Source organism: Paraburkholderia nemoris (assembly GCF_905221015.1).
GTDB lineage: Bacteria > Pseudomonadota > Gammaproteobacteria > Burkholderiales > Burkholderiaceae > Paraburkholderia > Paraburkholderia nemoris.
In genome coordinates, this window is sequence record NZ_CAJNBO010000049.1 from 1 (window position 1) to 12,709 (window position 12,709).

The window sequence follows — 12,709 nt, forward strand, 5'->3', positions numbered from 1 at the left end:
AAACTATGTCCAGATATCCACAGATCAAGCTCGCCAAGGCCACGTCGCCGCTGCACCCACCACGTGCCCCGGTAAAATCTCCGCATAGTTGCGACCTGCGCATAGGGGTCGAGAAGACTCATTCGCAAGTTGCGAAAGCTGACGTTCGCCGACACCTGGTCGCGAACGTCGGCAACGCGATCTGGAGCGGCCGCATGCTCCTGATCGGTCAACGTCGGCTTTGGCCGAACTCCGGTCTCCCAATGCGCTTCGACGAGTGGCTGTTGCGCCCAGAAAGCCGACCTGGACGTCGCGCCGCGTCGACGACCCGCAAAGGCTCGTTCAGCGTCATTTATTCTGTTCGATCCGCAATTGTCATAAGAGCCGATGTTGGCCAGCTTGATGATATTGGTGTCGGGCAGGAGGGTGAGGCGACCGAGATTCGTGTTCGAATTCTGCCGGAGTTCGGGTTCTTAATCATGCAATTTCACCCGATGGACTCCGCGGCCTGAAACCGCGCTTTCGGCAAGTTGGTTTCGAATCCGCGCTGCGGACGTACTGGTTCGATGATGTACGGGCGATCGATATCCGTGGACGACGAGCTGCGCAGGAGAAGTGACGATGATATGACGACTTCGCGGAAATCGACCTGACGAAATTCCGGGGCTGAGCATTGTTTCCGCACGTACCGCCTCCAATGCGTCACGCAACTGCTCGAATCCCACGCCATCAATCGCGATGATCATGCCTGGCTTCAGGCACATCTGGCCAACGCCCGCCGTCATGCGTTTGACGAAGTGCGCAGCAATGTCTGACGCGCGGGTCTGCAGTGCGCCTGGTAGAAGGAAGTTGGGATTCACACTTGTCATTTCCGCGAAGACGGGAATCGGCACCGGACGCGGCGCATCACGGCTGACTCGCCGTGCCGACCAGTTCTGATGTGCCGAGGTGTGAGCCGTGTGCCTTGACGACGACGGGGCAGCCCTCCGCGAGCGCCGAGGCAGTGTCGCCGCCCGCGACCGAATATAGGATCGGAAAATTGCTGGAACCGAATACGGCGACGGGGCCGAGCGGTATCTTCTGCATGCGCAGATCGGCTTTAAGCACTGGCCGACGCGCGGGATCAGAGGAGTCGATCGTCGCGTGACGCCAGCGGCCGTGGCGTACCACGTCGGCGAACATTTGGTCGCCTCAGCTGATCGCGAGCGTGAATACATGCCGTCAAAGTTCTGCCGACGTCGAAACGGGTCTGTGAACATAAGGCCGTGCCGACGCCAGGGCGGCGCGCACGCGCATTTCACTTGCGACATCGACCGATCTGGCGGGAAGGGTTTCTAGCGCATCGACTGCTTGCGCGGCGCGCGTGCAGCACTCTTCGATCATGCCGCAATCGAGCAACGCGCCGACCAGATTCGACGCGAGTTCGACGCCAAGAAGCGGATCGCCATCGGGGGAGAACGCCCAATCGAAAGCGCTCCGCGCGTCGTCGAGCGTCTGTCGAAGATCCGGCGAATTGTCTGCGCCACGCGGAATCGTCTCGTTCGAGCGGGCCTGGAAACAACTGGAGAGATAGCGGGCACTACGCGAAGTGATTTCTTGCTTTTCGCCTTCTGCCTGTAGCTTCTCCAGCGCATACGCACGGGTCGATTCGGACAAGCGATATTTCGCAACGGGACCATCGAACTCGACATTGACGAGCGATTTGGCCGCGAGTTCACTGATACCGCAGATCACGCTTCCTATCGTCAATTCCGCGTCGCACACGACCGCGCACATCGCCTCGAAAGTGAAATGGCCGCCGAATACCGCGAGACGGCGGAATAGCGACTGGGTGCTTGCGTCGAGTAGCGCGAAGCTCCAGTCGAACGTTTCGCGTAAGGTTTGATGGCGCGGTAGTGCGGTCCGATAACCGCCCGCCAGAATCGCCATCCGGTCATCCAGCCGCCGATACACGCCTTCCAGGCCAAGCGAGACGATGCGGGCTGCTGCTAATTCGATGGCCAGTGGAATGCCGTCCAGGCGGCGGCAGATCTCGCCGACGAGCTGAATATCCAGGCCTTCCGCCTCCCCTTGTCCCTGCAACGAATTGGCCCGCATCAGAAACAGATTCACCGCCGAACGCTGCAAAATCTCGGCGTCGGTGGAATGGGGCGGTGGAACGTCCAGCGGATCGACCCGAAACACCGTCTCGGGCACGATACGAAGCGGTTCTCTGCTCGTGACGAGCACACGCAGTAAAGCGTTCGCTGCAATCAGTGACTCCACGGTCTCCGCCACATAGCGGATAACATGCTCCGCGTTATCCAGCAGAAGGAGCCTGCGGGTTTTGCCCAGCGCTGTCGCGACCTGGTCAATATCGGGCTGCTGACCAGACATGGGCAGTCCGCACCCTTCGACGATTGCGGCGAGCACGGCCTCGTGTGTGTTTAACGTGGCCAACTCGACTAAGCACACAGGTTCGGGAAAGTCAGGCGCTGCATGGCGTGCCGCTTCGATCGCGAGACTGGTTTTGCCTATGCCGCCGGCGCCGACCAGCGTCAACACATGGGTTTGGTCCAGCATCGCGCGGATCTCGCTGACCGCTCTATCGCGCCCCACGAAGTCGGCTTTGGGCGACGGCAGACGGCGCCCGCGGGACGTATGTAAGTCGGCTTCTTCTCGTGGAGATTTTTTTGGCGCTTGTAGAAGCTTATACCCGCGGCCGGGGACGGTGAGGATCAGACCCCGGTCCGGGCCGAGTATTTTTCGCAGCGCAGAAAGATGGACATGGATGTTGTTCTCTTCAACGATGGTCTCCGGCCAGACTGCATTCATCAACTCGTCTTTCGTGACGAGACGCCCAGCGGCTGATGTGACCACGGCGAGAATGTCGAAAGCGCGGGACCCGAGGCGCACGACTTCGCCGTCTTGCCACAAAGTGCGCAGATCGATTTGAAAGCGGCCGAGTTCGATCATGTCAGTTTCAGGTGCAGGAACAATGAGCGTGATAGGGAAATGAAGTGAGGTGCGGACGGAGGACAGGTATGAACATTCGCATGGGCACGCACCTCGCCGCGAGTCTTTGCCTAATTGCCCTCCTGCGGCTATGTTGAACTATTCGCCGATACAGAACGACGGGACACGCCGCCGCACGCCCGAACGGTCATCATCGACCTGATCGAAAGGTACCGTGGCTTAAAGGGCGCGTCTTGTCTGTTAGTGCGATGCTTTGTTTGAAAGTCTATCGGTACGCACCAGGGTCGCTGATCGATCTATCGTGCCAACGTTTGATCGAAGCGAAGTGCGCATTACTCAGCGGCGTACCTGCCGACGCCACGATCCCGGCGGAGTGCCCACCATTTGCGAAAAGGTTCGAGTGAAATGGCTTTGATCGGAGAAGCCGCACGCGACGGCGATTTCCGACAGAGATGAGTCCGAGTGTTTGAGCAGGTCGCGCGCGCGATCGATACGACGCTCGAGCAGCCATTGATGCGGTGTGCGATCTGTGGTTTCACGAAACGCGCGGATGAAGTAGCTGCGTGACAGATTGCATGCGTTTGCGATTTCTTCGATCGAAACATTTTCCTGCGCCTTCGCGAGCAGCATGTCTTTGGCTCGAGCTTCATGCAATCCGGAAAGTCGCCGGTTCTTCTGATTCGATTGAGAGGGCGCGTTGCCATATCGATCGAGCAAATGCGTCCCGATTGTGACGCCCAGTTGCTCGACAAAGAGTGGGCTTGCCTCGCTCTGGCTATCGAGTGTGAGCGCCAATACCTGCGCGAGGTGGGCGAGGATAGGATCTTTGCGGCCGGCCACCGATGAAAGACCTGGTGTGTTCGTTCCGGATCGCTCGTAGCAAGTGTTCGTGATGAAAGCGCGTGAGAGTTCCACCAGAAGGAAATCGAACCCGCCCTGCAACTCGGCTCTATAGTCTTCTGCGAAGTCGCGAATATAGACCGAACCCGTGTCGAAGTCGTGCGCCGTCCACCTGTGCCCGGAAAAAATGCGCCGGCGATGGCCTGCCTTCAGTGACACACCGATAAGAAAGCCGCGATCGGAGCCGGGCATGTCGATCGCACTCGTCTTGTCGTCGCGCGTGCACTTGCGCAGGAACTTGAACTCACCCGTGTCGAGTTCGAGGTCTTTGTGTAGCTGACTCGACAGGCATCCTAGCGAGTCCTTCGGTCGTACTGCTGTGGCGGTGGAAGTTTGTGTATCTTTAAACATGATTCGTAACCTCGGCTCGTCGCGTTGCAGTCTTACTCCAGAGTAATTTAACCGAAAATCAAGGGATGTAAGATTTCTATAATTATGGCGTATTTGACTATAAAAGCACAAAATTTTGGTTAAATGTTTTCTAAAACGTACCGATATTAAGCGGTGTTATCCTCTGGATAATCGCTTGCCAGCAGTCGATCCGCAATCTGCGGTTTAAATTTTTCTCAACGAAAGCGTCGGAAATGCACCACCGTTTCTATTTTGGCCCCGGCATATGACGTGACTGGGAAACGGCAAAGGCGCGAGTGCTTTGAGGCGGAAATGGCGGGAATAGCCGATCGCTGTGCAAAGCAGTATCGGGGTCCGGTGTACACGTGACTGACGCAGGAGATCGTCCGAGGGCGTGAGTGCGACGGTACGAGGAAGGCGACTTGCAGTCCACCTTGCGTGGACATGTGTATCGGGAAGCAGGATCGCGTGGTTGCGGGCCTCGGCTGCGCTAATCAACCAAGGCCCCGCGCATCTGCGGGGAGTGCCGCGCTAAATGCTGCAATCGCAGCACGCTAATGCGTCTTAGCTCTGCAGGAACTCGAGCAGATCGGCATTGACCTTATCTGCTTCGGTTGTGCACATGCCATGAGGCGCACCCGCATAGACCTTCAAGGTGGCGTTCTTCACGATTTTCGCCGACATGCGGCCGGCCTGGTCGATCGGGACGATCTGGTCGTCGTCGCCGTGAAGGACCAGCGTCGGTACGTCGATCTTCTTCAGGTCAGCGGTGTAGTCGACCTCCGAGAACTGCTTGATACATTCGTACTGGCCTTGAACCGAGCCAAGCATGCCTTCGCGCCAGAACTCGTCGATCGTGCCCTGCGAGATTTTCGCGTTGGGTCGATTGAAGCCGAAGAACGGCACTGCGAGGTCCTTATAGAACTGCGAACGGTTGCTCGCGACACTTGCACGAATGCCGTCGAACACGGACATCGGCAGGCCGTTCGGGTTGCTTTCGGTCTTGACCATAATCGGCGGCACTGCGCCGATCAGCACGACCTTGGCAACACGCGAGGTGCCGTGGCGGCCAATGTAGTGTGCGATCTCGCCGCCGCCCGTCGAATGGCCGACGAGCATGGCGCCCTTCAGGTCGAGCGCGTTGATCACCGCAGCCAGATCGTCGGCGTAGGTGTCCATGTCGTTGCCGTGAGACGGCTGGTCGGAACGGCCATGGCCGCGGCGATCGTGGGCAATGACCCGGTAGCCTTTCTGCACCAGGAACAGCATCTGTGGATCCCACGCGTCGGCATCGAGCGGCCAGCCGTGCGAGAAGACGACCGGTTTGCCGCTGCCCCAATCCTTGAAGAAAATGCGCGTACCGTCTTTAGTCGTTACCGTGTTCATCGTATGACGCTCTCCATGCAGTGGGTTGGATGAATTGCCCGCGTGTGCAGTGCCGCTGGCGGACGCAGCGGCCATCGCGACGGTCGGTACGGCCATTGCAGCGATCGCCGCGCCGGCTGCGCCTGCGCCCGCCACAAGCATCTGCCGACGATTCGTCGATGGAATTCCCGATTGATTAGTCATTTTTTCTCCAGTCTTGTGATGTTGGTGGATGTGTCGTCGTGACTATGCGTGACGGGACATCACGGGTTTCAATCGTACGGATGCGGTAGTTTTTTTCGAACTTCAGAATCCTTAAATCTTATTAACTTGAAGCGCATGTGTGATCGCCGAGGAGGAGGGCGGCCAGTAAGCGTGCGGGCCAACGGATGCGCGGCCGGCCCTAGTGCGATCACTGTGACGGATAGCCGAGCCCGAATGATTGGGCAAGCCGCGGACCCTTCTGAAGCAGGGGCTCGACAGCGCTCCGCTATACGTCTATTTGCCGGCGCAAGCTGTCACCGCCCAAAGGCATGTCGCGCAGACGCTTTCCGGTTGCATCGAAGAGTGCGTTGCCGAGCGCGCCGGCGGTCGGTCCCATCGACGCTTCGGCAGCCCCGAGAAACGCCGCACCAGGACGATTGATGAGATGGACGTTCAAACTGCGCGGAACGGCGGAGAAGCGCAGGATCGGGTAGCTGCTCCAGTCGAAGCTTCTGATTCTCTCTTTATCGAACTTCAACTCTTCGTAAAGCGTCCAACTGGCCGATTGAATCACGCCACCCTCGATCTGGTTACGGATACCGTCGGGGTTGACGATCTGCCCGGCGTCCACCGCGACCTCGGCGCGTTCGAGAATCACCTGGCCCGTCTCGGGCACGACGGAAATCTCAACGGCCATGGCCACATAAGCCATCAGGTTCTTATATTTACCGAAGGCGAAACCGACACCGTGATTCGGATTGCGTGGTGCCCGCGGCCAGCCGAATTTTGCAGCGGCGAGCTGAATGACCTCGCGTGCGCGCGGGTCCTCCATATGCTTGAGGCGGAACGCGACCGGATCGGCGCCGGCAGCGGCGCTCAACTCATCCATGAACGTCTCGATCGTGAAGACGTTCATGTGCGCCCCGAGTGAGCGCATCGCCGACGTATGCAACGGCATGGTCGGCGAGAAGTTGTTCATCACATGCAGGTTCGGGAACGTATACAGCGGAATCGCGTTGCGGTCTCCGCCGCCCTCGGGCTGCACCATCGGCACGGACGGCGCTGATACGAACGGTTTCTCCAGCATGGTCGCCGGAACGAGTCGGCCCGCATTCACGATCCGCTCGTTGTGCGAGCTGCTCCACAACGCATAGTTCCAGCCCACGATGCTTCCGCTCGCGTCCAGCGAAGCACTCACTTCGGTAACCATGGCGGGCGTGAAGTGGTCCCACGTGTGTTCCTGTTCGCGCATCCATTGCACGCGAACCGGCTGGCCGGTCAGTTCGCGGGCGATCAACGCGGCATGCGCGGCCACGTCGTCCGCGCCGTTGTGGCCGTAGCATCCCGATCCTTCGACATGAATGCAGCGCACGTTCTCCTTGGGCAGCGACAACATTTCCGCCAGACCATCGCGCAGCGGATAGACGCCTTGCGAGTGAGTCCAGACGGTCATGTTGCCGTCCTTGAATTGCGCAATCGAGCAGGACGGGCCGATCGAACCGTGCAACATATAGCGCTTGGTGGAACTTGCGCTCAGCGTTTTTCCAGCCGTTCTGGTCGCGCCGTGGGTGTTCGCGATCTCGATGTGTTCGGTGGCGATCTGTTTCAGGTCGCGGTGCACAGTGGCTGGGTCGGGCAGGGCGCGCCCGGCGCTCCACTGGCTTCCCGCTGCCAGTGCACGTTGTGCCAGCACGGCCTGCCATTCGCCTTTGGCGACCACCGCGAGCATGCTGCCGTTTCTGATGACGTTGACTACACCCGGCATCTTCAGAATATCGGGTGTGTTGGTCCGCAGCAGCTTCGCGTCGTAAGCCGGCGGCAGTACCACACGCGCATGCAGCATGTCCGGCATCGACATGTCCTGAACGTAGCTCGGGCCGCCGGTCACCTTGCCGGGGATGTCCAGCCGCGGCAATGACGTACCGATCATCGCGAACGTTGCCGGGTCTTTCAACGGCGACTCAGGCGACGCCATGCGATGCAGACCGGCGGCGCCGACCGCTTCGCCATACGTCATCGTCCGGCCATCCGGCGCCGTGATGATCGCGTTGTGGGCTTTCAGCACGCTGCTGCCGACGCCGAAGCGTTTGGCCGCTGCGTCGACCAGCAGCCCCCGCACCTGGGCTGCGGCGTTCAACAACGCGCTGCCGCTGTCGGCGATGGTGTGACTTCCCGCCGTGAGTCCTTCGTCCGGTGAGGCGCCCGTGTCGGCGGTCAGAAACGTGATCAGTGACGGCGCCATGTCGAGCTCTTCTGCCGCGATCTGCAGCAGCGCGGTGCGCACGCCGGTGCCGAGTTCGACCTTGCCGGTGTAGACGGTGACTTTGCCCGCTGCGTCGATCTTGATCCACGCGTCGAGAAACGGGTTGGTCTTCAGGCTGCCGGCGAGCGTCCCGGTCGCTTTGGCGACGTGCACGGCGGCACCTTCGTCCGCGATCACTTCCTGCGCCATGGCCTTGACGCCGGGGAACAGACTGAAGCTCACCACGAGCGCGCCGGACATCATGAAGCGGCGGCGTCCCTCGTTGATATCGTCTTCTTTGACGCTCATTGCGTGCCTCCGTGGCTCGCCGCGCCGTGAGGCGGGGTGGGTGCAGCGCCAGGTGCGGGCAGGTGCGCGACTTCGCGGATCGCGGCGAGGATACGCATATGGGTCCCGCAACGGCACAGGTTCGGTTCCATATGCTCGCGCAGTTCGCGCTCGGTCGGCTGCGGATTGCGGTCGAGCAGCGCCTGCGCGCGCATGATCATGCCGGCGATGCAATAACCGCACTGCGCGGCCTGGTGCTCGATGAACGACTTTTGCAGCGGACCGGGATGGTCGACTGTGCCGAGACTTTCGATCGTGCGAACGGCGCGGCTGCCGATCGACGACACGGGAATCAGGCAGGAAAAGACCGCCCGATCGCCCACGATCACCGTGCATGCGCCACATTGTCCGAGCCCGCAACCGAACTTCGCGCCGTGCAGGTGCAAATCATTGCGCAGCGCGTAGAGCAGTGGCGTCGATGGGTCGATATCCAGCGCGTGCTGCACGCCATTGACGGTAAGGTTGATCATCGCGCCTTGTTCTCCTTTCTGACTTTTGCCACGGTGGCTTCGACGTCGTTCCACGGGCCGCGCTGTGAATAGGTCGCGCGAATGTAGGACGCCAGATCAGCGATTTGCCGATCGTCATAGACCTCGCTGAAGGCCGGCATGTAGTTCATGCTGTCCTCGCCATGCCAGCCGTTACCGCTAAGGATCATCTGAGCGGTGTTACGTGGCGTCGGGGCATTGACGGCAGTGCTGAAAGCGAGCGTGGGGCGCTCGCCAATCGATTGCATCGGCGCGGCGGGGCCGTGGCATTGCGCGCACGACGCGGCGAACAGGAATGCGCCGCGTTGCGCCGCAGGCGAGGGTTCGCCATGTGCTGCAGCGTCGGCAGACGCATTCGCGACGGCCGGTTGCGCTTTCTGTATCGACAGGATGTACGCGGCAATCGCATTCACGTCTTCGTCAGGCACGGTGGCGAGGTCGCGAGTGACGGGCAGCATGGGGCCGGCCGCGGCGCCGTGTTCGCTTGCACGACCGCTGCGCAGATACATGACGAGTTGTTCCCTGGTCCACGGTTTTGGCGCCGAGCCAAGTGCATTCAGTGGGGGGGCTTCCCAGCCGTCGACGATGCCGCCGTCGAATGCATGTTCCGATTTTTCACCGCCAATCGCATTGAGCGGCGAATGACACGAGGCGCAGTGTCCGAGGCCATCGACCAGCAGCTTGCCGCGATTCCACCCGGCATCTTTCGAGGCATCCGCCGCCTGCTCGCCGGGGCGAAGGAACAACACATTCCAGAAGGCTAGCAAGGGACGGAAGTTAAGCGGGAAGATCAGTTCGTTCGCGGGCGCGCTCGCGTTGACCGGCTCACGTGTCATCAGATACGCGTAGGCCGCTGAGATGTCGCCGTCGGACATGCGCGTGAAGTGAATATAAGGAAACGCGGGATAGAGCAGGTGACCATCGCGGGAGACGCCGTGACGTACCGCTCGCGTGAACGCTTCCAGCGACCAGTTGCCGATGCCCGTCTCGACGTCGGGCGTGATGTTGGTCGCGTAGATCGTCCCAAACGGTGTCGCAAGCGGCAAGCCGCCGGCGAACGGCTTGCCGCCCTTGGCGGTATGACAGACGATGCAGTCGCCCAGCGCCACGACTCTCGCGCCAGCGAGCTTGGTCTGCGCATCGAACGACGAAGCCGGCGGAGGCTGTATGGGGGCGATGGCGGGTTTCCGCATCAGCAGCGCGGCGACGATCAGCGCGGCCAGGATGACTACGCCTCCCACCACCAGCAATTCAGGCTTTCGAGTCATTCCTGTTCCTTTTTGCGAACTATATTGCGCGTCGCTCAGATGCGTGACAGTACTAAGCAGCGTATCGATGACGGCACGAGAATTCCTGAAGCCACGCTGAATTTTTGTGAAACCGGAGAGTTTCTGTCCGGCTTCCTGAGTTAAACCTATTGCGTTAGGCGCTGGCGGGCGGCGTACGGACGGCCGATCGCCAGATAGTGAACGAGCGCGACGAGCGGGAAGGCGGTGGCGACGCCGGCGACCAGCGGCCAGCCACCGTGCTGATAGAGCGGGCTGGCCAGCGCCGAGCCGAAAGCGCCGCCTACAAAGATGCTGGTCATATACAGCGCGTTCAGACGGTTTCTGCTCGCGGCATGCAACGCATAGATTTCGCGTTGTCCCAGCACCATGTTCATCTGCACGGCGAAATCGAGGACAATGCCGGTCGCGACGAGTCCCACTACGCCCCACGCCGGATGGATCAAGGCCGGTGTGTAGGCGAGCGCGCCTACGACGAGCGCGATCAACGTCGCGCGCACGGTATGCCCAGCGTCGGCGAGGCGCCCCGCAACCGGTGCGGAGGTCGCGCCGATCGCACCGACCAGCGCGAAGATGCCGATGGCCGTTTGCGAGAGCCCGAACTGCCTGGTTAACTCGACCGGGATTGCGGTCCAGAACAGGCTGAACGAAGCGAACATCAGCGCCTGATACAACGACCGATGACGCAGAACTGGCATGGTGCGGACCAGATGGCCGAGCGAGCCGATCAACTGGAAGTAGGTGGCCTTGTGGTCCGGCTGGCGGCGCGGAATAGTCAGCGCGAGCACGCTGGTGACGATCGCCATCACGACGGTCGCGGACCCGAACACCGCGCGCCAGCCGAAGTGCCCGGCGATCACGCTGGAAATCGGCCGCGCCAGTAGAATGCCGAGCAACAGCCCGCTCATGATGGTGCCGACGACTTTGCCGCGCGTCTCGTCCGGCGCGAGGTGAGCCGCGAGCGGAATCAGAATTTGCACGGCGACGGAGCTGAAGCCGACCAGCAACGAGATCGCGAGGAACCAGCCCGGCTGATGAGTGAAGGCTGCGGCGCCAAGACTTGCGATCGACACTAGCGCGGTGGTGATCATCAGCTTGCGGTTCTCCAGCAGGTCGCCCAGCGGCACGAGAAAGAACAGCCCGAATGCGTAGCCGATCTGCGTGAGCGATACGATCAGGCTGGCCATGCCGCTGGACATGTTGATGTCCGGTGCGATCAGTTCGGTGATCGGTTGTGCATAGTAGAGATTCGCGACGATCGCGCCGCAGCAGAACGCGAACAGCGCGATCAGGCCGCGTGTCAGCTTGACCGGGCTTGCGCTGCCGGCATTGGGGGATGCTTGGGTTGACATGCAAACTCCGTGAAATCAGGAAATGGATAAACGTGGACTTGTACGTAAGCTCGGATGCGCACTCAGCGAGCGATGTTCATTGCCCGGTCGCCGAGCGATATGCCTAGATCCGTCATCAGCCTGCCGCGTTGCAACTGCTGGTTTTCCCAACGCTTGAGTACCGAATCGATGGTCGCCCCGGCCTGCCACGTTGCCGCCAAGGCAAGCGCGAGCGCATGGGCATTGGCGGCATGAACAGTTGCTCGACGCGATTGTCGTCGCGGTCCAGATAGATACGCTCGCCCGATACCACGCCCGGAGGATCGGGCAGTACCACGCCGGCGAAATGGAGCGCATCCAGAACATCTGGCTGAAGTACGATGCCGCCGCGGCTGTCGAGTTGATTCGTCGACGTTTCGAACACGTCGACTTCCCAACCGGCCGCCCGCAATGTGGTGGCCGAGAACAGTCCGCCGAGCGATCCGCCGATCACAACGGCACGCGGTTTCTGGAGCGATCTCATGCTGCACTCCGTTGCCCTGCCGAACGCAGCGCATTGGCGAAGACGGCGGCCGGCTGCGCACCGCTGATGAGTTCGCCCGCAATCACGATGGTGGGTACAGCCTGAACGCCGAGCTTGTCTGCCCGGCTGCGTGCCGCGTCGATTTCCTGATTGCCGGTGGCGGACTGCAGGTACGCGCGAACCTGGTCCGCGTCGAAAGCTTGCTCGGCGGCGATGGCGACCAGCGTGTCGAGTGAACCGATGTCGCGGCCTTCGGCGAAATAAGCGGCGTAGATGCCGTGATAAAGCGCGGCAGTTTTCTGCGCCTCGTTTCGTCCTGGGCGAACTGCATCAGCCGGTGCGCGAGACGCGTGTTTGGCGTGCGCAGTACCCGGTTGTAGTTGAACTGGGCGCCCGCCGTCAGACCCGCGGCCGCGACCTGCGCGTCCACGCTTTGAGAACGCGCCCAACTGCCGAATTTGCGGGTTCGATAGCTGCGCCGGTCCGTGCCTTCGACTGGCATCGACGGATTCAACTCGAACGGCACATGGCGGATCGAAACGCTCGCACCGACACCGGATTCGTCGAGCGCTGCAGCGAGGTTCCGTTGGCCGATCCAGCACCACGGACAAATGAAATCGTAATTGACCTCAATCTGAATGGCTTTCATGTTGCACCTCTCACTAGGTAACGCAGGCAGCTTAACCGTTGCGAGAAATTTGCTGAATGGGTCTAAAATGCAATCCAATATTGCGTGT

9 protein-coding genes and 2 pseudogenes are annotated in these 12,709 nt (G+C 60.8%); 1 reads left to right on the plus strand and 10 read right to left on the minus strand.

Features of this window, described 5'->3' with window-relative positions:
* Positions 1-491: hypothetical protein (locus KHO33_RS39120; protein ID WP_211629292.1), on the plus strand; the 491-nt coding region annotated here is incomplete at its 5' end.
* 186 nt (positions 492-677) lie between these two features.
* Here KHO33_RS39120 and KHO33_RS42465 read toward each other — a convergent pair.
* The 10 genes and pseudogenes from KHO33_RS42465 to KHO33_RS39175 form a co-directional block, all read right to left on the minus strand.
* Positions 678-1,164, minus strand: a pseudogene (locus tag KHO33_RS42465) (aldehyde dehydrogenase (NADP(+))); the annotation flags it as partial.
* A 36-nt stretch (positions 1,165-1,200) separates the two neighbouring features.
* Positions 1,201-2,934: an ATP-binding protein gene (locus tag KHO33_RS39135; protein WP_200567979.1), complete on the minus strand. Its 1,734-nt coding sequence runs from the start codon at positions 2,932-2,934 to the stop codon at positions 1,201-1,203.
* 336 nt (positions 2,935-3,270) lie between these two features.
* Positions 3,271-4,185: a helix-turn-helix domain-containing protein gene (locus KHO33_RS39140; protein ID WP_200567978.1), complete on the minus strand. Its 915-nt coding sequence runs from the start codon at positions 4,183-4,185 to the stop codon at positions 3,271-3,273.
* Between the two features lie 564 nt (positions 4,186-4,749).
* On the minus strand, positions 4,750-5,571 hold the full coding sequence (locus KHO33_RS39145; RefSeq protein ID WP_054042100.1) for an alpha/beta fold hydrolase: 822 nt from the start codon (positions 5,569-5,571) through the stop codon (positions 4,750-4,752).
* A 469-nt stretch (positions 5,572-6,040) separates the two neighbouring features.
* Positions 6,041-8,305: a xanthine dehydrogenase family protein molybdopterin-binding subunit gene (locus KHO33_RS39150; RefSeq protein ID WP_200567977.1), complete on the minus strand. Its 2,265-nt coding sequence runs from the start codon at positions 8,303-8,305 to the stop codon at positions 6,041-6,043.
* Positions 8,302-8,814, minus strand: coding sequence for a (2Fe-2S)-binding protein (locus KHO33_RS39155; RefSeq protein ID WP_200567976.1), 513 nt, complete (start codon positions 8,812-8,814; stop codon positions 8,302-8,304). The genes KHO33_RS39150 and KHO33_RS39155 overlap by 4 nt, the downstream gene beginning before the upstream one ends.
* The gene (locus KHO33_RS39160; protein WP_200567975.1) at positions 8,811-10,100 is read right to left on the minus strand and encodes a c-type cytochrome; all 1,290 of its coding nucleotides are present in this window, start codon (positions 10,098-10,100) and stop codon (positions 8,811-8,813) included. Before KHO33_RS39160 ends, KHO33_RS39155 begins: the two co-directional genes overlap by 4 nt.
* A 146-nt stretch (positions 10,101-10,246) precedes the next feature.
* The gene (locus KHO33_RS39165) at positions 10,247-11,470 is read right to left on the minus strand and encodes an MFS transporter (RefSeq protein ID WP_200567974.1); all 1,224 of its coding nucleotides are present in this window, start codon (positions 11,468-11,470) and stop codon (positions 10,247-10,249) included.
* 115 nt (positions 11,471-11,585) lie between these two features.
* Positions 11,586-11,972, minus strand: coding sequence for a Rossmann-fold NAD(P)-binding domain-containing protein (locus tag KHO33_RS39170; RefSeq protein ID WP_234480878.1), 387 nt, complete (start codon positions 11,970-11,972; stop codon positions 11,586-11,588).
* Positions 11,969-12,621 (minus strand): annotated as a pseudogene (locus KHO33_RS39175) (DsbA family oxidoreductase). Before KHO33_RS39175 ends, KHO33_RS39170 begins: the two are co-directional and overlap by 4 nt.
* Between the last annotated feature and the right edge of the window lie 88 nt (positions 12,622-12,709).

Excerpts from the sequence above, each read along its gene's own strand:
- KHO33_RS39170 (WP_234480878.1), bottom strand. The coding sequence starts at position 11,972 with ATGAGATCGCTCCAGAAACCGCGTGCCGTTGTGATCGGCGGATCGCTC.
- KHO33_RS39165 (WP_200567974.1), bottom strand. The coding sequence starts at position 11,470 with ATGTCAACCCAAGCATCCCCCAATGCCGGCAGCGCAAGCCCGGTCAAG.
- KHO33_RS39155 (WP_200567976.1), bottom strand. The coding sequence starts at position 8,814 with ATGATCAACCTTACCGTCAATGGCGTGCAGCACGCGCTGGATATCGAC.
- KHO33_RS39140 (WP_200567978.1), bottom strand. The coding sequence starts at position 4,185 with ATGTTTAAAGATACACAAACTTCCACCGCCACAGCAGTACGACCGAAG.
- KHO33_RS39145 (WP_054042100.1), bottom strand. The coding sequence starts at position 5,571 with ATGAACACGGTAACGACTAAAGACGGTACGCGCATTTTCTTCAAGGAT.
- KHO33_RS39150 (WP_200567977.1), bottom strand. The coding sequence starts at position 8,305 with ATGAGCGTCAAAGAAGACGATATCAACGAGGGACGCCGCCGCTTCATG.
- KHO33_RS39160 (WP_200567975.1), bottom strand. The coding sequence starts at position 10,100 with ATGACTCGAAAGCCTGAATTGCTGGTGGTGGGAGGCGTAGTCATCCTG.
- KHO33_RS39135 (WP_200567979.1), bottom strand. The coding sequence starts at position 2,934 with ATGATCGAACTCGGCCGCTTTCAAATCGATCTGCGCACTTTGTGGCAA.